This is a genomic window from Propioniciclava flava, assembly GCF_004126535.1.
In the GTDB taxonomy this organism is placed as follows: domain Bacteria; phylum Actinomycetota; class Actinomycetes; order Propionibacteriales; family Propionibacteriaceae; genus Propioniciclava; species Propioniciclava flava.
In genome coordinates this window covers 127968-150889 of sequence record NZ_PPCV01000002.1, presented here as the reverse complement: position 1 = coordinate 150889, position 22922 = coordinate 127968, and the positions used below count along the sequence as shown (strand labels likewise).

General features: G+C 66.1%; 20 protein-coding genes. 13 read left to right on the top strand and 7 right to left on the bottom strand.

The genetic code is table 11. The features are described from left to right. Positions 1-14: 14 nt before the first annotated feature. From C1706_RS03455 to C1706_RS03445, 3 genes are read left to right on the top strand one after another with little or no spacing between them, the layout of a single operon-like run. Complete coding sequence (locus C1706_RS03455; RefSeq protein ID WP_129457846.1) at positions 15-953, top strand: aldo/keto reductase; 939 nt, start codon at positions 15-17, stop codon at positions 951-953. A 20-nt stretch (positions 954-973) separates the two neighbouring features. Further along, the gene (locus tag C1706_RS03450) at positions 974-1735 is read left to right on the top strand and encodes an SDR family oxidoreductase (protein WP_129457845.1); all 762 of its coding nucleotides are present in this window, start codon (positions 974-976) and stop codon (positions 1733-1735) included. Positions 1736-1776: 41 nt separating this feature from the next. Then, the gene (locus C1706_RS03445; RefSeq protein WP_129457844.1) at positions 1777-2619 is read left to right on the top strand and encodes an aldo/keto reductase; all 843 of its coding nucleotides are present in this window, start codon (positions 1777-1779) and stop codon (positions 2617-2619) included. 98 nt (positions 2620-2717) lie between these two features. On the opposite strand, the gene C1706_RS03440 is transcribed toward C1706_RS03445, so the two are convergent. From C1706_RS03440 to C1706_RS03425, 4 genes are read right to left on the bottom strand one after another with little or no spacing between them, the layout of a single operon-like run. Beyond that, a complete protein-coding gene (locus tag C1706_RS03440) occupies positions 2718-3083 on the bottom strand; it encodes a biotin/lipoyl-containing protein (protein ID WP_129457843.1) in 366 nt (121 codons plus the stop codon). A gap of 16 nt (positions 3084-3099) precedes the next feature. Further along, a complete protein-coding gene (locus C1706_RS03435; protein ID WP_129457842.1) occupies positions 3100-3366 on the bottom strand; it encodes a hypothetical protein in 267 nt (88 codons plus the stop codon). A gap of 11 nt (positions 3367-3377) precedes the next feature. After that, a complete protein-coding gene (locus tag C1706_RS03430) occupies positions 3378-4937 on the bottom strand; it encodes an acyl-CoA carboxylase subunit beta (RefSeq protein ID WP_129458074.1) in 1560 nt (519 codons plus the stop codon). Positions 4938-4942: 5 nt separating this feature from the next. Further along, complete coding sequence (locus tag C1706_RS03425) at positions 4943-6439, bottom strand: methylmalonyl-CoA carboxytransferase subunit 5S (protein ID WP_129457841.1); 1497 nt, start codon at positions 6437-6439, stop codon at positions 4943-4945. Between the two features lie 165 nt (positions 6440-6604). Between C1706_RS03425 and C1706_RS03420 the strand changes: the two genes are divergently transcribed. The 5 genes from C1706_RS03420 (at position 6605) to C1706_RS03400 (ending at position 11775) form a co-directional block, all read left to right on the top strand. Next, on the top strand, positions 6605-8545 hold the full coding sequence (locus C1706_RS03420) for a DUF6541 family protein (RefSeq protein ID WP_129457840.1): 1941 nt from the start codon (positions 6605-6607) through the stop codon (positions 8543-8545). A 92-nt stretch (positions 8546-8637) separates the two neighbouring features. Further along, on the top strand, positions 8638-9321 hold the full coding sequence (locus C1706_RS03415; RefSeq protein ID WP_129457839.1) for a glycosyltransferase family 2 protein: 684 nt from the start codon (positions 8638-8640) through the stop codon (positions 9319-9321). Beyond that, positions 9321-9803, top strand: a complete 483-nt coding sequence (locus tag C1706_RS03410; RefSeq protein WP_129457838.1) for a DUF2304 domain-containing protein — start codon at positions 9321-9323, stop codon at positions 9801-9803. The genes C1706_RS03415 and C1706_RS03410 overlap by 1 nt, the downstream gene beginning before the upstream one ends. Continuing rightward, positions 9800-10861 carry a glycosyltransferase family 2 protein gene (locus tag C1706_RS03405; RefSeq protein ID WP_129457837.1) on the top strand — a complete coding sequence of 354 codons (1062 nt, stop codon included), beginning with the start codon at positions 9800-9802 and terminating at the stop codon, positions 10859-10861. The genes C1706_RS03410 and C1706_RS03405 overlap by 4 nt, the downstream gene beginning before the upstream one ends. 2 nt (positions 10862-10863) lie before the next feature. After that, entirely contained in the window at positions 10864-11775 is a 912-nt protein-coding gene (locus C1706_RS03400) for a glycosyltransferase (protein ID WP_164987412.1), read from the top strand. 46 nt (positions 11776-11821) lie between these two features. Here C1706_RS03400 and C1706_RS03395 read toward each other — a convergent pair whose 3' ends face one another. Further along, on the bottom strand, positions 11822-13084 hold the full coding sequence (locus tag C1706_RS03395; protein WP_164987411.1) for a lipopolysaccharide biosynthesis protein: 1263 nt from the start codon (positions 13082-13084) through the stop codon (positions 11822-11824). Between the two features lie 221 nt (positions 13085-13305). Between C1706_RS03395 and C1706_RS03390 the strand changes: the two genes are divergently transcribed. From C1706_RS03390 to C1706_RS03380, 3 genes are all read left to right on the top strand, one after another. Next, positions 13306-14337, top strand: a complete 1032-nt coding sequence (locus C1706_RS03390; RefSeq protein ID WP_129457834.1) for a glycosyltransferase family 2 protein — start codon at positions 13306-13308, stop codon at positions 14335-14337. A gap of 84 nt (positions 14338-14421) precedes the next feature. Further along, positions 14422-15420 (top strand): dTDP-glucose 4,6-dehydratase, encoded by a 999-nt coding sequence (gene rfbB / locus C1706_RS03385; RefSeq protein WP_164987410.1) that lies wholly within the window; start codon positions 14422-14424, stop codon positions 15418-15420. After that, positions 15417-16802, top strand: a complete 1386-nt coding sequence (locus tag C1706_RS03380) for a sugar nucleotide-binding protein (protein ID WP_129457833.1) — start codon at positions 15417-15419, stop codon at positions 16800-16802. Before rfbB ends, C1706_RS03380 begins: the two co-directional genes overlap by 4 nt. Here C1706_RS03380 and rfbA read toward each other — a convergent pair. Beyond that, complete coding sequence (gene rfbA, locus C1706_RS03375; protein WP_129457832.1) at positions 16790-17659, bottom strand: glucose-1-phosphate thymidylyltransferase RfbA; 870 nt, start codon at positions 17657-17659, stop codon at positions 16790-16792. The genes C1706_RS03380 and rfbA overlap by 13 nt on opposite strands. 489 nt (positions 17660-18148) lie before the next feature. Between rfbA and C1706_RS03370 the strand changes: the two genes are divergently transcribed. Then, a complete protein-coding gene (locus C1706_RS03370; protein ID WP_129457831.1) occupies positions 18149-19645 on the top strand; it encodes an amino acid permease in 1497 nt (498 codons plus the stop codon). Between the two features lie 153 nt (positions 19646-19798). Then, complete coding sequence (gene typA, locus C1706_RS03365) at positions 19799-21661, top strand: translational GTPase TypA (protein ID WP_129457830.1); 1863 nt, start codon at positions 19799-19801, stop codon at positions 21659-21661. 132 nt (positions 21662-21793) lie between these two features. On the opposite strand, the gene C1706_RS03360 is transcribed toward typA, so the two are convergent. Then, positions 21794-22918 (bottom strand): GTPase family protein, encoded by a 1125-nt coding sequence (locus tag C1706_RS03360; protein WP_241653406.1) that lies wholly within the window; start codon positions 22916-22918, stop codon positions 21794-21796. Positions 22919-22922: the final 4 nt, after the last annotated feature.

Sequence of the window (22922 nt, the reverse complement as noted above, 5' to 3'; positions counted from 1 at the left end):
CCTAACGTGGGGCTATGGCACGCATTCACGGCATCGACCATGAGATTCTCCCGCTCAACCTAGGCGGCAACCCCTTCGGCTGGACGGCGGATCAAGCCACCTCCTTTGAGGTGCTGGACGCCTTCGTCGCGGGCGGTGGCTCCTTCGTCGACACGGCCGACGTGTACTCGGCGTGGGCACCGGGGAACTCCGGCGGCGAGTCCGAGCGCATCATCGGCGCCTGGATGGCGAGCCGTGGCAACCGCGACGAGGTGGTCGTCGCCACGAAGACGGGCCAGTTGGAGGGCCATATCGGCCTGGCGGACGCGACGGTGAAGGCTTCGGTCCGCGATTCACTGGCGCGCCTGGGCACCGACCACATCGATCTCTACTACGCCCATCGCGACGACGCCGAGGTGTCGATCGAGTCACAGGTGCGCACCTTCGGTGGCTTGGTTGCCGACGGGACCATCTCCGCGATCGGCCTGTCCAACTACGCCCCCGAGCGGGTGCGCGACTGGATCAAGACGGCGGATGCCCTGGGCCTGCCGCGTCCCGCCGCCATCCAGACCCGCTACAGCCTGGTGTCGCGGCACGACTACGAGACGAACGACGCCCCGCTGGTAGCCGACTATGCGCTGGCCTCGTTCCCCTATTCGACGCTCGGCTCGGGATTCCTTTCCGGCAAGTACCGCACCGCTGAGGATCTGGTGGGGGCCCGCGCGGGTGCCGCCAAGTCGTACTTGGACGCGGGCGGTTTGAGCGTGGTTGACGCCCTCGCCACCATCGCGGAGGCTCGCGGCGCGGAGATGACCAGTGTGGCGCTCGCCTGGCTTCTGGCTCGTGGCGTCACCGCCCCGATCGCGTCGGCATCGCACGCCGCCCAGGTTCCCGCCTTGCTCGCGGCCGTCACCCTCACGCTGACCCCCGACGAGATCACGACGCTGAACGCCGCGTCGGCCACGTTCGCCTGACCCACTGAGAGGATGACGAGATGACCTCACCTTCCACCCCAACCGCGGTCGTCACGGGGGCGTCCAGCGGCATCGGCGCGGCGACGGCACGCGCCTTGGCCGCGGACGGCTACCGCGTCATCTGTGCGGCCCGGCGCCTGGATCGCATCCAAGCGCTCGCCGCACAGATCGACGGCGTGGCGCTCGCGTGCGACATCACTAAGCCCGACGATGTCGCTGCACTCGCCGACGCCGTCGGGGATCACCTGACGCTGCTGGTCAACAACGCGGGCGGCGCCTTGGGCCAAGAGCCCCTCGCCGAAGCCGACCTGGATGCCTGGGAGCAGATGTATGAGACGAACGTGCTCGGCACGGCACGCGTGACGAAGGCTCTCCTTCCAGCCCTGGAGGCGGGCGAGGGCACGGTCGTGTTCATCACGTCCACGGCCGCCGAGTCGGCCTACGAGGGTGGGGGCGGGTACAACGCGGCCAAGGCTGGCGAACGGATGCTGGCCGGGGCCTTGCGGCTGGAACTGTCCGGCCACCCCGTGCGGGTCTGTGAGATCTCCCCGGGCATGGTGCACACCCCCGAGTTCTCGCTGACGCGTTTTGGCGGGGATCAGGCGCGCGCCGATGCGGTCTACGACGGCGTTCCCGATCCGCTGACTGCGGAGGATGTCGCGGAGGTGGTCGCGTGGGTCGCGTCCCGTCCCCCGCACGTGAATGTGGATCGCCTCGTCGTCCGGCCCCGCGCGCAGGCGTCGAACTTCAAGGTGTACCGCACCCCCGCTGCAAGCAGCTAGCTGGTCGCCGCGACAATCGGCCCGCCCACTAGGGTTGGCGCATGAGCACTCAACCTCTCATCGCACTCAACAACGGCGTCCAGATCCCCCAGTTGGGCTTTGGAACCTTCCGGGTCAGCGTCGAGGAGACGCAAAAGGTCACCGAGGAGGCGCTGGCCGTCGGGTATCGACACATTGACACGGCGGCGGGCTACTACAACGAGGCGGGCGTCGGCGCGGCGCTGAAGGCGTCCGGGCTGCCCCGCGAGTCGGTGTTCGTGACGACCAAGCTCCGCAACGGCGACCAGGGTTACGACAGCGCGCTGAAGGCGTTTGAGGACAGCCGCGCCGCGCTGGGCGTCGATGTGGTCGACCTGTACCTCGTACACTGGCCTGTCCCCAGCCGTGGGCTGGCCGCCGAAACGTGGAAGGCCTTCGAGAAGCTGTACGCCGAGGGCGCTGTGCGTGCCATCGGCGTCTCCAACTTCCTGCCCCAGCACCTCGACGCGTTGATCGCAGGCGCTGACATTGTGCCCGCGGTGAACCAGTTGGAGATTCACCCCACCCTCCAGCAGATCGCCGCGCAGGAGACCAGCCTCGCGCACGGGGTGATCCCGGAGGCCTACGGCCCGATCGGGCAAGGCGAGGACCTTTCCCTGCCCACCGTCATCGAGATCGCGACCGCACATCAGGTGACGCCCGCGCAGGTTGTCTTGCGCTGGCACGTGCAGGAGGGCCGCATCGCGATCCCGAAGTCGAACACCCCGGCGCGCATCAAGGAGAACTTCGACATCTTCGACTTCACCCTGACCGACGCCGAGATCGCCGCCCTGGACGGCCTGGAGGCAGGCAACCGGCTCTACCCCGATCCCGACACCTTCGCGAACACGCAGTACCGCAACTAGCACGCTGCACCGCATCGACGCCGCGGTACACCACGAAAAACCACACAACAGCGGCCGCCCTCCACGAGGAGGACGGCCGCTGTTGTGTGGGTTGGGAACTAACCCAACTCGATGAGGGCCTCGCCGCCAGCGACAGAGCCGCCCTTGCTGACCAGGATCCGCTCGACCTTGCCCGCCTGCGGGGCGGTGATCTCGGTCTCCATCTTCATGGCCTCCAGGACGCAGAGCACCTGTCCGGCCTCGATCTCGTCGCCTTCCTCCACCAGGATGCGTGCCACCGTGCCGGACAGCGGCGCGGTGACGGCATTGGCCGAGGTGGCCTGCACGGACGCGGAGCTGGGAACCGCGTTGCTGGCGCCCGCACCCCCGCCGATGATGATCGAGCCGATGGGCATCGACTCTTCCTCCTGGACCTCTACGTCAATGTCGTAGGGGATGCCATTGACGGTCACCTTGAGCTTCATGAATCTGCCTTTCGAATCACCGCAGGTGCAGCGGCGCGTGGACGTGCTGGGACCGACGGGTCGTGCTTTGCCACGACGCCGAGCGGGTGAAGTGCGCCTGGCGGCGCTTGGCGCGGTGACCGAGGTAGGCGGCCACGGCGGACGCGATGGCCACCATGGTCTCCTCTGGCACGTTCTGCGCGTTGAGCAGCTTGATGCTCTTGATCTCGGTTTCCAGCTCTTCGACCCGCGAGCTGAGCGCCTTGACCGCGTCGAGCAGTTCGACGTTGACGTCTTCGGACATCTCTCCCCCGATCAGGCCGGCCCGAGGCCGTGCTTCTTGGCGGGACGCAGTTCGCGCTTGTTCACCAGGATCTCCAACGCCATGGCCACCTTGCGACGGGTGTCCTCGGGGTTGATGATGTCGTCCACCAGGCCACGCGACGCGGCCACGAACGGCGTGGAGAAGGTGTCGCGGTACTCCTGCACCAGCTCCTCGCGCTTGGCAACCGGATCCTCAGCGTTCTCGATCTCCCGCTTGAAGACGACCGACGCGGCGCCCTCGGCACCCATGACGGCGATCTCGGCGGTCGGCCACGCGAACACGTCGTCCGCACCCAAGTCCTTCGAGCACATCGCCAGGTAGGCGCCGCCGTAGGCCTTGCGCAGCACCACGGTGATCTTCGGGACGGTCGCTGCCGAGTACGCGTACAGCATCTTCGCGCCGTGGCGAATGATGCCGCCGTGCTCCTGGGCGACGCCAGGCAGGAAGCCGGGGACGTCCACCAGGGTGACCAGCGGGATGTTGAACGCGTTGCAGAACCGGATGAACTTGCTGGCCTTGTCGGACGCGTTGATGTCGAGGACGCCAGCCATGACGGCGGGCTGGTTCGCGACGATGCCGACGCTACGGCCGTTGATCCGCGCGAAACCGACGACGATGTTCATCGCGTACCCAGCCTGGACCTCGAGGAAGTCCTGGTGGTCGACCAGGCGGCCGATGACCTCGCGGACGTCGTAGCCCTTCTGCCCATCGGTGGGGACGATGTTCAGCATCGCCGGATCCGGCTCCACGTAGGGGTCGGGATCGACGATCGGGGCGTCCTCGGTGTTGTTCTGCGGCAGGAAGCTCAGCAGCTTCTTGGCGATCAGGATGGCCTGCTCGTCGCTGTCGGCGACGAAGTGGTTGACGCCGGAGACGCTCATGTGGGCGTCGGCGCCGCCCAGGGCGTCCTGGGTGACCTTCTCGCCGGTGACCTGCTGGATCACGCTCGGGCCGGTGATGAACATGTGCCCCTTGCGCGTCTGGATGATGAAGTCCGTCAGCGCCGGGCTGTAGGCCGCACCGCCGGCGCACGGGCCGGAGATGATCGAGATCTGCGGGACGGCACCGGACAGCTTCACGTTGCTGTAGAACACCTGGCCGTAGCCGGACAGGGAGTCGATGCCCTCCTGGACGCGCGCGCCGCCGGAATCGTTGATGAAGACGAACGGGGTGCCGCACTTGAGCGCGGACTCCATCATCTCGACGACCTTCTTGCTGTGCGTCTCACCCGCGGACCCGCCGACGACCGTGAAGTCTTGGCTGGCGACGTGGACGGGGCGTCCGAACACTGCGCCCGTGCCGGTGACAACACCGTCGGCGGGCATGTTGGCCTTGTCCATCCCGAAGGTGACCGTCCGGTTGCGTCGGAACAGGCCGACTTCCTGGAAGGTGTCGGGATCCAGCAGGGCGTCGACGCGCTCCCGGGCGGTCAGGACGCCCTTGTCGCGCTGCTTCTGCAGGCGGGCTTCGCCGCCGCCGAGACGCTCTTCAGCGCGGCGCTGGAGGACGTAGTCGGCCTGCTCCTGCATGCTCCTTGGCTTCTTGGCCATGGCTGTCATGCCCTTTCCACGATGACGGAATGCTCGCGACCACCGAGGGAGACCCGGTAGGTGATCGGGCCCTTGACGGCACGATCGGCTTCGTTCTTGTTCGAGGCCTCATCGGCCAGTTGCTCGGCGGTCTTGCCGACGTTCTTGGGGCCTTCCTCGCGATGCTCGAAGAAGCCGGGTGCGACGCCGGGGAACATGGCGTAGGTCAAGACGTCCTCGTCGGTGCCGTTGTTACCCGGCAGCGAGGTGGCTTCGTCAACGAGCTTGTCCCACTCGGGGGCCAGCAGATCCGCGGGACGAACCGTGATCGGATCCTTCTTGGTCTGGGCGTGAGCGATCTCGACGACCTCGGGGTTACGCTCCCCCATCGCCTCGCCGTAGTAGCCGAGCATGAGGTCGGCGAACTCGCCGGTGAGGACCTTGTACTTGCCCATGAGGACGTTGAACACGGCCTGCGTCCCGACGATCTGCGAGGACGGGGTGACCAGCGGCGGGTACCCCGCGTCGGCCTTAACCAGCGGAACTTCCGCCATGACCTCGCGGATGCGGTCGCCCGCACCCTGGGCGCGGAGCTGGCTCTCCATGTTGGTGAGCATGCCGCCGGGGATCTGGCTGGAGAAGATGTCGGTGTCGACCAGCGTCGCCGACTCGAACTCGGCGTACTTGGGGCGAACCTTGGCGAAGTGGTCGCGGATCTTCAGGAGGCGATCCATCTTCAGGTCGGTCGTGTACTCGGTGCCCTCGAGCATCGCGACGAGCGACTCGGTCGGGTTGTGGCCCGGCCCGAGGCTCATCGAGCTGATGGCGGTGTCGACCACGTCGGCCCCGGCCTCGATGGCCTTCATGAGGCTGACGAGGGTGACGCCCGTGGTGGAGTGGCAGTGGACGTTGATCTGGACGTCCTCGCCGTAGGTCTCCTTGATGCCGCGGATGATGTCGTAGGCGGGCTGGGGCTGCAGCAGTGCAGCCATGTCCTTCAGCGCGATGGAGTCGGCGCCCATATCGAGCAGGCGACCGGCGAGCTTGACGTAGCCCTCGGTGGTGTGGAGCGGGGAGATGGTGTAGCAGATGGTGCCTTGGGCATGCTTGCCGGTCTTCTTGACCGCCTCCATGGCCCGCGCCATGTTGCGGGGATCGTTGAGGGCGTCGAAGACGCGGAACACGTCCATGCCGTTCTCGGCCGACTTCTCGACGAAACGGTCGACGACGTGGTCCTCGTAGTGGCGGTAGCCGAGCAGGTTCTGACCGCGCAGCAGCATTTGCAGCTTGCTGTTGGGCATCAGCTCGCGGAAGGTCCGCAGGCGCTGCCAGGGATCCTCGTTCAGGAATCGGATACAGGCGTCATAGGTCGCGCCGCCCCAACACTCGACGCTCCAATAGCCTGCAGCGTCGATGTCAGCGCACGCATCGACCATGTCCTCCATGGCCATGCGAGTCGCCATGAGGCTCTGGTGCGCGTCGCGCAACGCAACTTCGGTCACACCGATGGTTCGTGGGCTCATGGGCTCAATGGTGCCACCTAGGCTCCTACGCCACGTAGGAGCGCGAACGATTGGTCAGCATTCGGTCGCCGATCATCCACATGCCGGACAGCCCCGCTCAGTTGGTCAGACCAGGTGCGCGCCGAACGTCCTCTCCCTTGGGAAGAGTCCTGCAACAATGACCTCATGCCATGGTCTGCCCTCGCGGGGCCCCTCGTGTACGCGATCGCACTCCTGATGCTGCCCGGCCTGGTGGTCGCGCTCGCTGCTGGCCGCCGGGGTTTTGCCGCCGTAGCGCTCGCGCCCGCCTTATCCGTGACGACCATCAGCGTGGGCGGCATTCTGGGCGGTTTCCTTGGCGTCCCCTGGGGTTGGTGGACACCCGCCGCGCTCGCGCTGCTCCTCGCCGCGGCGGCCTGGGGCGCCCATCGCCTGCTCCGGGGCCACAACCCTCGCCAGGACGCGGGGGCGGGATGGCGTCAGGAATGGCCTTTGTGGGTCGGGGCCGCCGCAGGCATCGTCGCCTGGCTGCGCTGCCTGCGAGAGATCTACGTCTCCCCTGACACGTTCTCCCAGTTGTTCGACAACATCTTCCATCTGAGCCTGGTGCGCTACATGGCGGAGGCGGGGACCGGGTCGTCCTTCAGCGTCACCGCCATGGATCCGGGAGCAGCATCGTCCTTCTACCCGGCGGCCTTCCACGGCTACGCCTCGCTCGTGTTTACGGTGTTCCCCGGCAGCATCACCGTGGCCATGAACGCTGCGATCTGGACGATGCTCGCCGTCGCATGGCCGTTGGGCTGCCTCTACCTCGCGGTCACCGTGACCCGTTCGACGGGGGCCTCCCTCATCGGCGTCGGGATCCTCTCAGCGTCCTTCCCCGGGTTCCCGTTCCTGCTGTTGCAGTGGGGGATCCTCTACCCCAACATCCTCGGGCTCATCCTGCTGCCCGTCGCTATCGCGCTCTCGCTGGAAGCCCTGGGCCTTGGCCGTTCCTCGCGCTACGACGCGCAGGCGCTCGTCCTGGGCGCGCTGGTCCTCCCAGGGTTGGCGTTGAGCCACCCCTCCACCCTGCTCTCGCTCATGGCGGTCGTGGCAGCCCCCATCCTCGCCCGCGCCTTCCGGGAGTGGAAGACCCTGCGCGACCCGCAAACGCCGCGCCGCACCAGCATCGTGCGCCTCAGCCTCCTCCTGGCCTGCTTGCCCGTCTTCGCGGCGGTGTGGCTGATCCTGCGTCCAGGGGACGCCCCCTGGGATCCGCCATTGTCCCGCTTCGAGGCAGTGGGGCAGGCCCTCTTGAATGCCCCCTTCGGCCCCGGTCCGGCGTGGGCGGTGAGCGCGTTGATGCTGCTAGGAATCGTGTCCGCCTGGCGTCACGGCGCGCGCTGGCTGGTCACCTCTTGGATCGTCGTGGCCGTCATGTGGGTGGTCGTCTCCAGCGGTCCCGCGAACCGCTGGCGCGAACTGCTGACGGGCGGCTACTACAACGATCCGTATCGGGTCGGGGCACTCCTCGCCGTCGTTTCGCTGGCGGTATCGGCCCTCGGGCTCGCCTCCTGTTGCACGTGGCTGGCCTCGCAGGCGGCACGGCTCCCCCGCGGCAGCGCGTCACTGTGGGAGGCAGTCGTCGGCGTCCTCGTCGCGGCCGCCTTGACGGTAGCCACGCAGCCGAGCACGTATATGGCCCAGACGCTGGGGCGCGTGGCCGACTCCCACGCCCTGAGCGAAGGGTCCTGGATCCTCACCACCGACGAGTTGGCCCTCATCCACCGGATCCCTCAGGAGGTTCCCCCCAGCGCGATCATCGCCACCAACCCGTGGAACGGCTCGTCTCTCGTCTACGCCTTTACGGGGATCCAGACCACGACCAAGCACGTGTTCTATACCCCCACGCGCGACCTGGACATCCTCCAGTTCAGTCTCGACGAGGCCACCACCAACCCCATCGTCTGCCCCGCCATTCGCGATATGGGCGTGGACTATGTGCTCGACTTCGGCGACCAAGAGGTCACTCCCCAAGCCGACCACCCCTTCCCCGGGTTCGACTCGTTGGACACCGCCCCGGGATTCGAACTGGTGGATCGCGAAGGCAGCGTGGCGCTCTACCGGATTACCGCCTGCCGTTAGTGCGGCCACGCACGCCACGCGCCTTCACCAACGGCGGCGTCCGGGACGGATACAGTGGCCTGCGTGACCAACCGGATGTATCAGGAGACCTTATGAGGAGCGATGTCGCCTTCGTGATCCCCGTATACAACGAAGGCAAGGTGGTCAAAGACGTCATCGAATCGGTGCGGGAGCACTACTCCGAAGTGGTCGCTGTCAACGACTGCAGCACCGACGACTCCGCCGCCCAGATCCAGGCTGGTGGCGCCTACCTGGTGAATCACCCGATCAACATGGGTCAGGGCGCAGCCCTCCAAACGGGGATCGAGTTCGTGCGGACGCTCCCCGGCATCCGCTACGTCGTCACCTTTGACGCCGACGGCCAGCATCGCCTCGAAGACGTCGCCACCATGCTGGAGGTGATCGAACGCGAAGGCAAGGACATGGTTCTGGGATCGCGCTTCCTGGGCACCGAGGCTGTCGGGATGTCGCGTTCGAAGCGTTCCGTGCTGAAGGCGGCCATCGCGTTCAGCAACGCAACGTCGGGGGTGAAACTCACCGATACCCACAATGGCTTGCGGGTTTTCACCAAGCGCGTGGCCGATGAGATCAACATCTCGATGCCGGACATGTCTCACGCCTCCGAGATCCTGGAGATCATCCGCCGCAACAAATACACCTACTGCGAGGTCCCGGTGCAGATCATCTACACCGATTACAGCCGGGCCAAGGGACAGCAGGCCATCAACGCCGTCAACATTGCCTTCGACACGCTGCTGCGGAAGGTGGCTCGCTGATGTGGGTTCAGATCGTTGTCATCCTCGTGGTGCTTTGGGTGCTCTGGTTCGTCGCCCGCCAGCCTCCCAGCACCATCAGCGCGCTCAAAAAGGTCGGGATCGTGGCCCTCATGATCGCCATGATCGTGAGCGTCTTGATCCCCCAGGTTACCACCGCTGCGGCGAACGCCATCGGGATTGGCCGAGGAGCAGATCTGCTTCTGTACGGCCTCACTGTCGCCTTCGTCGTCTACGCCTTGACCCAGTACACGCGCGCCCAGGCCAACCGACGAGTGATGTATCAGTTGGGTCGCCGCCTGGCCCTCCTGGACGCCGCCGAACGGTATCGAGGCCGCCTGTGTCACACGTCCACGACGAGCCCAGAGGCCGGTTCGAGCGAGGAAACTCACCGGTCGATAGCTCCCATCAGTACCAGCGATGAGCGCGAAGGCGATCACCCGTGCATCAGTACCAGCGATGAGCGCGAAGGCGATCACCCGTGACGGACGAGGTCGACACGGGTAGCGGGCCCCGCAGCGCCCCCCTCCCCGCGAACGACCCAGCAAGCTCAACCAAGAAGCTAACTGTCATCGTCCCGGTCTACAACGGGGCCACCTATCTGGCCCGCTGCTTGGACTCTCTGCTTGCGCAAGAGGGTTTCCCGTCCGACGACCTCGAGATCCTGCTCCTGGACGACGGCTCAACGGACTCCTCAGGCACGATCATCGACCGCTACCACCAGGCGCACCCCCAGTGCGTGCGCGGGCTGCAGCATCCCAACATGGGCGTCGCAGCAACGCGGAACCGTGGCATCGACGAGGCGCGCGGGGTCTACGTCATGTTCGTCGATCAAGACGATTGGGTGGACAGCACTTATTGCCGCACGTTCTACGACGCCATTGTCGCCTCCGGCGCGGACGTCGCCTATGGCGGCTACCGACGACCAGACGAAGCGGGGCGCGTGCGCGTCACCGTCACTCCGGGGCGCGACTTCTATGCACGCTTCATTGTCGTGGCCGCGTGGGCGAAAATTCACTCTCGGGCTTTTCTGCTTGAGCATGGCGTACGTTTCCTGAGCAACAAGTACGGCGAGGACACCGTCTTCACGGTCGCTGAAATCGCTGCGACAAGCGCGTGGCAGCACATCGACTACGTCGGCTACAACTGGTTCTTCAACACCGCGTCGGTGTCCAACACGTCACAGCAGGGCTTGACCCCCGACGACACGGCACCCCTGCTGACGCTGCTGAACGAGATCCGTGGGGCCGCCGCGGCGCTGAGAGACACCGTCGAGGTGCGCTACTACCTGCTGCGCACGATCGTGTTCTATCTGCTGTTCTCCGGCAGGCACAGCACCCCTCGCGACTTCATCGACGCTCAGTCAGCGCTGTTCCACTGGTACAAGACGCACTGCGGGGCCTTGTCGGCTCGGGAACTGATGGGGCCTCCGGGGGAAACCACCCAGGCACGCATGACGATCCTCGCGATGGTCATCGTGGACCGGCTCCGGCTCACCACCCTCTTCGCCCGGATCTACTGCCGCCCCCAGCCGAAGGGATGATCATGGATTCTGATCCTGCTCTGCGCGTCACCGCCCTCGTCACGGCCTATCACCCCGATGCACGCTTGACGTCTGCGGTTCTTGCCGCGCTCGGCTCATGCCAGGCGGTGATCGTGATCGACAACACCCCCCTGGGGGCCGTCTCCGCATCAGACACCCTCGACGACCCTCGTGTCCTCGTTCTCCGCTCCGGACACAACGAGGGATTGGCAGCGGCACTCAACGCCGGCCTGGATGCCCTGGGAGCTGACACGGACGCCGTACTGTTCCTCGATCAGGACTCTGAACTTCCCCCCAAGCTCGTGCCGCGCCTCGCGCAGCACCTCCTTGAGGATCCCAGCATCGGCGCGGTCGGGCCAGCCCCCTACGATGCCGAGACCGGGGAGGGCTACGAGCGGTTCGAAGGGCGCCATGACGTCTTGGCTGACCGCTACTCCCTCATCACGTCGGGAATGCTCGTCCGGAGGTCCTGCTTCCTGACCGTGCCGAGGTTCCGCACCGATTTCTTCGTGGACTGGGTTGACAACGACTTCTGCTTGAAGCTTCGCCGTTCCGGCGTTCGTGTCGTCTTGGACCGTTCAACGCGGCTCCCCCACTCCATCGGCGACGGCCACACTCACCGGTTTCTCTTTTGGAAGGTGCGGGTGCTGCGCTACGCCCCCTGGCGCCGTTACTGGATCGCTCGCAATGGGCTCATCCTGTTCCGTGAGAACGCGGCCGCTTTCCCGGGGTGGGGGCTCGAGTACGTGTTTTACATGGCTCGGACCGTCGTCACCATGGCGGCCTTCGGCCCCGATCGCCTGACCCATCTACGCGCGTTTGGCACGGGGCTGGCGCACGCACTCAGCGGCAAGGTTGCAGCCCGCTATCTGCCCAGTGGAACCCTCTATGACGGAGACGTGACCCCCTCCTAAGCGCTCCCCTCACGAGGAAGCGCAGCGGCTAGGCCAGTTCTTTCGCCTAGCGCTGCGCCGACGGTGCAGGGCGCAACGACCGTAGCGACACCAGGAACCCAATCAACGTCACCAGCAGTTGCGCCCCTTGCCCCAGGACCAGCGCGAAACTCGCACCGTTCGCCCCATAGGCCGTGACCAAGTGATCTCCGATGAAGAACACCAGCACGACGGCGACGGCGGCCGCCAGCATCGTCCAGCCAACCCTGCGCACGGACGTCAAGACCGCGTTACCGAACCCGACGAGCGCAGTCAGGCTCACGCTGGCCGCCACAGGGATGAGCAGGTCCATGTGATCGAGGATGGAGGACCCGAAGATCAGCGCGAGGATCGGCGGACCAACCCAGGGCAGGAGCACGAAGGCGATCGTGATCAGGCCCAGAATCGCCCCCATGAGCTGCCCTGCCAACGTCATGAGGCGGCGCACCTGGCCTGACAGCTTGTACTCGGCGAGGTGCCCCATGAAAGGCGTGTAGAGCGACGAAACGATCAACGGAACGAGCAAGAGGGGTGCCGAGATCGCCCCGTAGAAGCCGAGGACACCCGGGCCCCAGATATCTCCCACGGAGTTCCTCGACATGAAGAGGATCGCCGAGTAGGCCAGGTTCGCCGCCAGCAAGGGGACGCAGTGGCGCACCAGTTCCGCAGCCCGCCGCCAGCCACCCGCCGCCGCTAGGGGCACCGAGTCCACGTAGGGCTTCGTCCAGCGCCACTCGAGGACGATGAGGGCCAGGACCGACACCACCAACATGCCGCTGACGGCAATGAACACTGATCCTGTCACCGCCATCAGGATCGAGAACACGGCAGTGATGACGACCGCGCGGACGATGAGGGCAACCCCCGCCTTATCCATTCGATTGGCCTTCTGGAGGACGCCATGAAACACGTCCATCCATCCCTCGGTGAGCCGGAACAGCAAGAAGACCACCAAAAGAGGCCACAGCCGCGCAAAGTCCGCGGTGAACGGAAAGATGAGCAGGGCCGAACCGATCGCCAGGAGACTCGTCAACGCCCGGGAGGCGAAATAGGTCCTATCGGCGAACTCGCCGCGCGTGTCGGAGATTTGGTAGGGACGCATACCGAACATCACGACCGCATACGCCACATTCGAGGACGACAAGCCCAGCGTGTAGTCGCCGTTAGCTTCAGGACCGGCCAGCTTGAAGACGATCACCGTCAAGACCCACTGCGCCGCCACGTAGAGGAGGGTCCCGAACGTGAGCCAAAACATGGTCCGTCCGACGTCGGCCGTTCGAGGTCTCTCCACCTGCGTTTCGTCGCCGTGGGGCACGGTCACCTCGCCTCGCCTCCTTCAGCGGCACATCCGACGCGGGCCAGCGACATCACACGCGAAAGGCGACGCCCGGCAACGCAACTGATGTATCGCAGGCTCTCCATGGACTCCCTCACCGCTCGGCCGCCCCGAGCCTACCGGCACGCTTGGTGATGAAGGCCGCTAGGCTACGCCCGATCCCACAGGAGGTTTTTATGCTGGTCAGTGTCGTGGTCCTGGCATACGGGGACGAGCCATGGTTGGTCGAGTCGGTTCAATCGGCTCTGGCGTCTGAGGGCGTCGACGTGGAAGTGGTCGTCGTCGACAATGGCGCCCAGGAATCGGTAGCCGCTATCCGCGGCCTCGACCCGCGCATCACGATCGTCTCCCCAGGTAGGAACACCGGGTTCGCAGGAGGGGTGAACCTGGGGGTGGCCCACTCTCGTGGCGAGATCATCTGCATGCTGAACTCCGACGCCCACGTCGCCCCCGATTGCATCGCGCTTCTGACGGCGAAGGTGGTGGAGCAGGACGGCATCGCCGGTGCCTTGATTCTGCTGAATGACGAGCCGGACACGATCAATTCGGCCGGCAATCCGCTGCACATCCTCGGCCTGTCCTGGGCGGGGATGATGGGGCTCCCCCGCACTCAGGCCCCGGCAGAGGGGAGCTTCGCGTCGGCCAGCGGCGCCTGCATGGCGCTGACGCGGAGCCATTGGGATCGCGTGGGCGGGTTCCCCGAGGAGTACTTCGCTTATCACGAGGATCTGGATCTGTCGTGGCGCACCCGGCAGCTAGGCCTTCCTGTCACCGTGCTGGCGGACGCCGCATGCTGGCACCACTACGAGTACGGCCGAACGCGCATCAAGAACTACCTCCTGGAGCGCAATCGCATCCTGTTCTTGATGACCTGCCATGAAGGACGCACGCTCGCCGCCTTGGCTCTGCCGCTCCTCGCCCTGGAGATCGCCATGCTCGCGCTGGCCGTCGCACAGGGGTGGGCTGGGCAGAAGATCAAGGGCTGGGCCTGGCTGATCACCCATCCGGGCACCATTGCCCGGCGCCGACGCACCGTTCAGGCCGCCCGGCGGTTGCCTGATGCGGCCCTGGTCCCCTACCTCGTCACTCGCTTCACTGCTCCGCAAGAGGAGATGCCTGCGGCGGGTCGCGTCCTGGAGCGCGTCCTGCAGGGCTACTGGCGCCTGGCGCGTGTGGCGATTGAGGCTGGGCACCGCCCTCACTCGTGATCGGCGGCCTCCGGCCCGTCGCCCACGTGGTCGTCGCCCCCTGGAGTGCCATCGCCAGCGGCACCCCACGCTAGGGTGATCGTCGTGAGCAACTACCTCGTGACCGGAGGTGCCGGGTTCATCGGCACCAACTTCGTTCGGCACCTGCTGGCACACACCGACGCCCGCGTCGTCGTGCTGGACAAGCTGACCTATGCCGCGCGTGCGGAGTCGGTGACGTCCTTGCCCGCTGACCGCGTCGAGCTTGTCCACGGCGACATTTGCGACGCGGAGTTGGTCAACCGCCTGGTCGGTGACGCCGACGTCGTGGTCCACTTTGCGGCCGAATCCCATAACGACAACTCGCTGAATGACCCCAGCCCGTTCGTGCAGACCAACCTGGTCGGCACCTACCAACTTCTGGAGGCCGTGCGCCGCCACGGGGTGCGCTACCACCACATCTCCACCGACGAGGTCTACGGCGACCTTGAGTTGGACGACCCCGACCGCTTCCACGAGTGGACGCCCTACAACCCCAGTTCCCCCTATTCCTCCACCAAGGCGGGCTCCGACCTGCTGGTGCGCGCGTGGGTGCGTTCGTTTGGCGTGCAGGCGACGATCAGCAACTGCTCCAACAACTACGGGCCGTTCCAGCACGTCGAGAAGTTCATCCCTCGCCAGATCACCAACGTGATCGACGGCGAACGCCCCAAGCTGTACGGCGCAGGGTTGAACGTGCGGGATTGGATTCACGTCGACGACCACAATGCGGCCGTGCTGCGGATCATCGAGGCCGGACGCATTGGGGAGACCTACCTGATCGGCGCCGACGGCGAGGAGAACAACAAGACGGTCATTGAGGCCATCTTGCGGCTGATGGGGCGCGACCCCGAGGACTACGTCCACGTCAACGACCGCCCCGGCCACGACCTGCGTTACGCCATCGACTCCTCCAAGCTGCGCAGCGAACTGGGCTGGGCGCCGCGCTACACCTCCTTCGAGGAGGGCCTGGCCGCCACCATCGAGTGGTACCGGGACAACGAAGACTGGTGGCGTCCGATGAAGGCCGCCACGGAAGCCAAGTATGAAAGGACGGGCCAGTGACGGCCGACCTGGCGGTGCACGCCACCCCGATCCCGGGCCTCCTGGTCATCGATCTTCCCGTCCACGGCGACGAGCGCGGCTGGTTCAAGGAGAACTGGCAGCGGGAGAAGATGGTGGCCCTCGGGTTGCCTGACTTCGGCCCCGTACAAAACAACATGTCGTTCAACGCCGAGCGTGGCGTCACGCGCGGCCTGCACGCCGAGCCGTGGGACAAGCTGGTCTCGCTCGCCTCAGGGCGCATCCTGGGCGCCTGGGTGGATCTTCGCCCCGGCGCGAGCTTCGGCACACCGTTCACCTTGGAGATGGGCACCGACCAGGCGGTCTTCGTGCCGCGTGGGGTGGCCAACGGGTACCAGGCTCTGGCCGACAACACGACCTACTCCTACCTGGTCAACGACCACTGGAGCCCCCAGGCCCGGGCGTCCTACACCTATCTCAACCTGGGCGATGAGACTGCCGCCATCGCGTGGCCGATCCCGCTGACGGAGGCGATCATCTCCGACGCCGACGCCGGGCATCCTCGACTGGCTGCGGTGACGCCCATGCAACCCCGCACCACCGTCATCCTGGGCGCTCACGGCCAACTGGGACGCGCCCTCCAGGTGCTGTACCCCGACGCCACCCCCCTCGATCTGGCTGATCTGGATCTCAGCGACGCCGAGGCGGTGCGCGCCTATCCCTGGCAAGGAGTGGGCACCATCATCAACGCTGCCGCGTGGACGGCCGTGGACGCGGCCGAAACCCCCGAAGGGCGTTTGGGTGCGTGGGCGTCCAACGTGACGGCGGTGAAGAACCTGGTCGACGTGTGCCGTCACCACCGCATCACGCTGGTGCACGTCTCCTCCGACTACGTCTTTGACGGCACCAGGACGCCGCACACTGAGGATGAGCCGTTCACGCCGCTCGGCACCTATGGGGCGACGAAGGCTGCGGGGGATGCTCTGGTCGCCACGCTGCCGGACCACTACATCGTTCGCACGAGTTGGGTGATCGGCGACGGCCGCAACTTCGTTGCGACGATGCGCGACCTCGCCGCCAAGGGCGTCACCCCGTCGGTGGTCGATGACCAGTTCGGTCGTTTGACGTTCACGTCGACGCTCGCCTCCGGCATTCAGCACCTGCTCACGCAGCGTCCTGAGCCTGGCACCTACAACCTCACCAACGAGGGGCCGACGCTGAGCTGGTTCGCGATCGCACGCCGCGTCTTCGAGATCGTCGGGGCGGATCCGGAGGCGGTCTCACCGCAATCGACGGCCGAGTTCGCTGCGGGCAAGACGATCTCGCCGCGCCCCGAGCACAGCACGCTCGACCTGAGCAAGCTGGCCGCGACCGGGTTCGTCCCGCCCGCGGCCGACGCCTTGCTGGTCGACTACTTGGCCTGATTGAGCAAGTTGAGCAGGTAGTCGCCGTAGCCGGACTTCGCCAGGCCCTCAGCGCGGACACGCAGGTCGTCATCGCTGAGGAAGCCTTGGCGCCAGGCGACCTCCTCGGGGCAGCCGACCTGGAGGCCCTGCCGGGCCTGGATCGTGCGCACGAAGTTGCCGGCGTCGTTGAGGGAGTCGAACGTGCCCGTGTCGAGCCAGGCGGTGCCACGAGGCAGCACCGACACCCGCAGGCGCCCCTGCTCGAGGTACGTCCGGTTAACGTCGGTGATTTCGTACTCGCCCCGGGCGGACGGCTTCAGGTTGGCCGCAATGTCGACGACCTGCTCGTCGTAGAAGTACAGCCCCGGAACCGCGTAGTGCGACTTCGGCGCGGCGGGCTTTTCCTCGATGGACAACGCCGTGAACTCGTCATCGAACTCCACGACGCCATAGGCGGTCGGATCATCGACCCAGTAGGCGAACACGGCCGCACCGTCGACATCGGAGAAGCTGCTGAGCTGCCGCCCCAGCCCTGGGCCATAGAAGATGTTGTCACCCAGGACGAGCGCGCACTTGTGCCCGCGGGCGAAGTCGGCACCGATTGTGAACGCTTGCGCCAAGCCCTTGGGTTCGTCCTGGGTCGCATACGTGATGTTGATGCCGAACCCCGAACCGTCCTTGAGGAGGCGGCGGAATCCGTCGGCCTCATGCGGGGTGGTGATGACGAGCACGTCCTTGATCCCCGCGAACATCAGCGTCGAGAGCGGGTAATAGATCATCGGCTTGTCATAGACGGGGACGAGTTGCTTCGAGGTGGCCTGGGTCACGGGGTGAAGCCGCGTGCCGGAGCCGCCTGCCAAGATAATGCCGCGCATGCCGCGATCTTTTCACAGTTGGCCCTGATCCTGCCCCGTCAGTGACGAGAAGCCGAACGGGAAACCCCGCCCGCACCCCGACTCGGAGCCTGCAGGTCTGCGGCCAGGCAGCGGCGTCGGTGAGGGGTGGCACGTGAGCAGGCCACCGCGCTTCTCACGCGAGCACCACCCCGGAATACCCCTCGCCTCGAAAGCGAACACGCACCCTCAAGAAATGCTGTTTTCACCGCACCAAGCATCATTTGGCACAATACCAAGCGGCAACCCGCACCCCCACCATGAATCTTGGCGTAAAGCCGTCACCCGCGAGCGACTCCCCTAGCCCGCACGCGGTTACCCTCCCGAACCCCAGCGCGGGGAATCCGCCGACGAAGCAGAGATAACCCGACACCCCACCATGGCGAGCCACCTCGCACAAGAAGCTGCGGATCAGCCCCGAGCAGGGTATTTTCAACCCGCACCCCGACGCCGGACGCACCAGGAGCAGCCATGGATCTACTGCGCACCAAGAGCATCGAGCAATCGATCGCCGACACCGACGAGCCCGAATACCAGCTCAAGAAGTCGCTCACGGCCCTCGACCTGACCGTCTTCGGCGTCGGCGTGGTGATCGGCGCCGGCATCTTCACGCTGACCGGGCGCGTCGCGCACACCATGACCGGCCCCGCGATCGTGCTCAGCTTCGTGCTCGCGGCGATCTGCTGCGGCCTGGCAGCGATGTGTTATGCGGAGTTCGCCTCCACCGTCCCGGTCTCGGGGTCGGCCTACACGTTCAGCTACGCCTCGCTGGGCGAGTTCTTCGCCTGGATCATCGGCTGGGATCTGATCCTGGAAATGTTCCTCGGTGCGTCCGTTGTGGCGCAAGGATGGAGCGCCTATCTGGGCGTATTCCTTGAAAACTTCGGAATTATCATTCCCGAGCAGGTCGCGTACGGCGGCGTGGTCGATCTCCCGGCCGTGCTGCTGGTCTGCGTGCTCGGCATGCTGGTCGGGTTCGGCATCAAGGAGTCGATGCGGGTCAACATGGTGCTGGTCGCCCTGAAGCTCTTCATCGTGCTGTTCGTCATCGTGGCCGGCCTGCAGTTCATCAACCCGGCCAACTACACCCCCTTCGTGCCGGAACCGCAGGCCACCGAGGCCGTCACCGGCTGGACGCAGCCGCTGCTGCAGGCCCTGGGCGGCGCGACCCCCATGGCGTTCGGGTGGGGCGGCGTCATCGCCGGCGCCTCGCTGGTGTTCTTCGCCTACATCGGCTTCGACGTCGTGGCGACCACCGCCGAGGAGACCAAGCGACCCCAGCGCGACCTGCCCATCGGCATCATCGCCACGCTGATCATCTGCACCGTCCTGTACTGCGCCGTCGCGCTCGTGGTGACCGGCATGGTTTCCTACAAGGATCTGGACCCCGCGGCGGCGCTGGCCAACGCGTTCGTGTTCCACGGGCAGGGTTGGATGGCCACGCTCATCTCGGCGGGTGCCGTCGCTGGCCTGACCACCGTCGTGCTCACCCTGCTCGTCGGCGCCACCCGCATCATCTTCGCGATGTCGCGCGACAACCTGCTGCCGATGAGCCTGGCCAAGGTGCACCCGGTGCACCGGACGCCGGCCCGCATCACCGCCATCGTCACCGTGGTGTGCGCGCTGATCGCCGGCCTGACGCCGGTCGGCATGCTGGAGGAGATGGTCAACATCGGCACGCTGAGCGCGTTCGTGCTCGTGTCGATCGGCATCCCGGTGCTGCGCAAGAAGCGCCCCGACATCCCCCGAACGTTCAAGGTGCCGTTCTCCCCGGTGCTGCCGATCATCTCCGCGGCGATCTGCCTCTACCTGATGCTGAACCTCTCGGTGGAGACGTGGATCCGCTTCCTGGTGTGGCTCGCGATCGGGCTGGTGATCTACTTCGTGTGGTCCGGGCATCACTCGCGCGTCCAGACCGGGGTGGAACTCCCCCACGACCTGAAGAAGGCCGTGGGCGAGAACCACTGACCCCCGATCAGGGCCGCGCCCGCGGCGTCCGAACGTGGACGCCGCGGGCGCGGCTTCGTCTCGTCCGCGGGGCGCGGCAAGGGGGCATTAACGCTCGGGGCGTCCCGGTGCGTAGGATTAAGCGTCAATCCACCGAAGGTTTCGGAGTCCTGCATGCCCACACGCGCTGATCTGCGCAACGTCGCCATCATCGCCCACGTCGATCACGGCAAGACCACCTTGGTGGACGCCATGCTGTGGCAGTCCGGCGCCTTCCGCGAAAACCAGGACGTCGAGAACCGCGTCATGGATTCGATGGATCTCGAACGCGAGAAGGGCATCACCATTCTCGCGAAGAACACCGCCGTCGAGCACACGATGGCGAACGGTCACCAGGTGACCGTCAACATCATCGACACCCCCGGCCACGCCGATTTCGGTGGCGAGGTTGAGCGCGGCTTGGAGATGGTCGACGGTGTCGTCCTTCTCGTGGACGCCTCCGAAGGCCCCCTGCCCCAGACGCGCTTCGTGCTGCGTAAGGCGCTGGCCAAGAAGCTGCCGATCATCGTCGTCATCAACAAGGTCGACCGCGCCGACGCCCGCATCAGCGAGGTCGTCGACGAGGTGTACGCCCTGTTCATGGATCTCGTGGACGACGAGCAGGCCGAACTGCTCGACTTCCCGATCATCTTCGCCGCAGCCAAGGCCGGTCGCGCGTCCCGCAACCAGCCCGCCGATGGTGGCATGCCCGATGAAGACAACCTCGAGGCTTTGTTCGAGGTCATCATGGAGACGATTCCCGCCCCCACCTACACCGAGGGCGCCCCCCTGCAGGCGCACGTCACCAACCTCGATTCCTCCCCCTACCTGGGTCGTCTCGCGTTGTGCCGCATCGTCGAGGGCACGATCAAGCGGGGCCAGCAGGTGGCGTGGATCCGTCGCGACGGCACCGTGCAAAACGTCAAGCTGTCCGAACTGCTGATCACGAACGCCCTGGAGCGGGTTCCGGCGGATTCGGCTGGCCCCGGCGACATCGTCGCCATCGCGGGCATCCCGGAGATCACCATCGGTGAGACGCTGTCGGATCCCGCCGACCCGCGTCCGCTGCCGTTGATCCACGTGGACGAGCCGTCGATCTCGATGACGATCGGCATCAACACCTCTCCGCTCGCGGGCCGCTCGGGCAAGAAGCTGACCGCTCGCCTGCTGCGCGCCCGGCTGGACCAAGAACTCATCGGCAACGTGTCGATCAAGGTCAACAACACCGACCGCCCCGACACCTGGGAGGTTCAGGGTCGTGGCGAACTCCAGTTGGCCGTCCTGGTGGAGATGATGCGCCGCGAGGGCTTCGAGTTGACCGTCGGCAAGCCTGAGGTGCTGCTGCGCGAGATCAATGGCAAGACCCAAGAACCGGTCGAGCGCCTCACCGTGGACGTCCCCGAGGAGCACCTCGGCACCGTCACTCAGCTCATGGGCACCCGCAAGGGCCGCATGGAGCAGATGATCAACCACGGCACCGGCTGGGTGCGCTTGGAGTTCGTCGTCCCGGCGCGCGGCCTGATCGGGTTCCGCACCGAGTTCCTGACCGAGACCCGCGGCACCGGCATCATGAACCACGTGTTCGAGGGCTACGAACCCTGGGCGGGCGAGATCAAGACCCGGACGACGGGCTCGCTGGTCGCCGACCGCATGGGCTCGGTCACCGCGTACGCCCTGTTCAACCTGCAGGAACGCGGCGTCATGTTCGTCTCCCCGACCGAGCAGGTCTATGAGGGCATGATCGTCGGCGAGAACGCCCGCCCCGACGACATGGACGTCAACCCCACCAAGGAGAAGAAGCTCACCAACGTGCGCTCGGCCACCGGTGACGAACTTGAGCGTCTCATCCCGGCCCGCAAGTACTCGCTGGAACAGGCTTTGGAGTTCTGCCGCGCCGACGAGTGCCTGGAGGTCACCCCTGAGGCCGTGCGGATCCGGAAGACCATCCTGGACGCCAACGAGCGGGCCCGCACCCGCAACCGCGCCAAGAGGGACTGAACGATGGTGTGAGGGGGCCGCACTCGTCGTGAGTGCGGCCCCCTCACGCATCATGTGCGTAGCGGTTGCGGAGCAGCATCTCATGCTGTTCGCAGGCCGCGATCACTCCACGTTCGCGGCGTTGATCGCGCGTCAGGGGCGCTCACGCCGCACCCGCGGGGCGCGCTTACGGAACTCCTCCTCGAACAGCGCCTTCACCGCCGATGAGTCCAGTGCCTCCCCGATCGCACCGAGTTGACCGGCCGTGATGCGCTGGCACACTGCCAGCCACGACTGGCCCATCGCCAAGGTGAAGCCCGAGGCCACTGAGGCGTTGATCGCCCCGCCCGCGATCGTGCCCGCCCCGGGGATGAGCTGGAGCAGCCCGGTGGCGGCCGACCGTCCCGCCGTCGTGGCGATCGAGGTGGACGCCACGGCCATGAGCGCAGCACGGTCGAAGGGGATGCTGTAGAGCTGGGCGATCCGGGCCATCATCCCCAACTGCAAGGGAACGAGGATCGCCGCCGAACTGAACGGGATCGGAACGGCCGCCGCCGCGGCTGCTCCACCGACGGCGGCGCCTATCGCCCGGTTTGCTTGTCGCGCTTTGGCGTCCAGATCGATTTTTTGCGCGGCGGCAAGAGCTGCGTGGACCGCATCTGGGACAACCAGAAAGGTGGCGTTCAGTAACTCCACCAAGCCGTGGGGCGGCTGATCCGTGAAGGGATCCCTCAAAGCGTTGGTGGGGAACGGGCGTCCGCCCACGATGGGCAGGTTCAAGGAGACGATGTGCCGCGCGAGCGCCTCGGCGTCAGGGTGCAGGACGCCGTTGCGGGAAGGGACCTGGGTGAACACGAGGACGACGGGCACGTCGAGGGCCGCCAAAGTCTTGATGACCTCGGCCTCGGAATCTTCGAAGCGGCGATCCAAAGCCCGCACGCAATACCAGGCAGCGTGCATCTGCTCGGGCAGCGGAAGCCTGCGTTGTTGCGCGACGAAGCCCTTGATGTCTTTGATGAGGGCCTTGTCGTCGCGGCCGATCTCCACACCACGAGTGTCGATGAGCCCGAGCGTGCCATGAATGCCGACGTAGAGGTGCGAATCCTGGGTGACCGGTTCGCCGATGCCCGTGGCAGCGACCTCCTCGCCGAACACGGCGTTGATGAGCGTCGACTTTCCCACGCCCGTCTTGCCGAACACGCCCAGGTTGAACCGCCCCATGAGGGAGGCCTGCTTGTCGAACTCGGACCGGAACGACTCGGTGAAGAACTGCGTCACGCGC

Coding starts and splice junctions, on each gene's coding strand:
- typA (WP_129457830.1), top strand. CDS start 19,799: ATGCCCACACGCGCTGATCTGCGCAACGTCGCCATCATCGCCCACGTC.
- C1706_RS03455 (WP_129457846.1), top strand. CDS start 15: ATGGCACGCATTCACGGCATCGACCATGAGATTCTCCCGCTCAACCTA.
- C1706_RS03370 (WP_129457831.1), top strand. CDS start 18,149: ATGGATCTACTGCGCACCAAGAGCATCGAGCAATCGATCGCCGACACC.
- C1706_RS03390 (WP_129457834.1), top strand. CDS start 13,306: ATGCTGGTCAGTGTCGTGGTCCTGGCATACGGGGACGAGCCATGGTTG.
- C1706_RS03425 (WP_129457841.1), bottom strand. CDS start 6,439: ATGAGCCCACGAACCATCGGTGTGACCGAAGTTGCGTTGCGCGACGCG.
- C1706_RS03415 (WP_129457839.1), top strand. CDS start 8,638: ATGAGGAGCGATGTCGCCTTCGTGATCCCCGTATACAACGAAGGCAAG.
- rfbA (WP_129457832.1), bottom strand. CDS start 17,659: ATGCGCGGCATTATCTTGGCAGGCGGCTCCGGCACGCGGCTTCACCCC.
- C1706_RS03400 (WP_164987412.1), top strand. CDS start 10,864: ATGGATTCTGATCCTGCTCTGCGCGTCACCGCCCTCGTCACGGCCTAT.
- C1706_RS03435 (WP_129457842.1), bottom strand. CDS start 3,366: ATGTCCGAAGACGTCAACGTCGAACTGCTCGACGCGGTCAAGGCGCTC.
- C1706_RS03445 (WP_129457844.1), top strand. CDS start 1,777: ATGAGCACTCAACCTCTCATCGCACTCAACAACGGCGTCCAGATCCCC.
- C1706_RS03440 (WP_129457843.1), bottom strand. CDS start 3,083: ATGAAGCTCAAGGTGACCGTCAATGGCATCCCCTACGACATTGACGTA.
- C1706_RS03420 (WP_129457840.1), top strand. CDS start 6,605: ATGCCATGGTCTGCCCTCGCGGGGCCCCTCGTGTACGCGATCGCACTC.
- C1706_RS03450 (WP_129457845.1), top strand. CDS start 974: ATGACCTCACCTTCCACCCCAACCGCGGTCGTCACGGGGGCGTCCAGC.
- C1706_RS03410 (WP_129457838.1), top strand. CDS start 9,321: ATGTGGGTTCAGATCGTTGTCATCCTCGTGGTGCTTTGGGTGCTCTGG.
- C1706_RS03430 (WP_129458074.1), bottom strand. CDS start 4,937: ATGGCCAAGAAGCCAAGGAGCATGCAGGAGCAGGCCGACTACGTCCTC.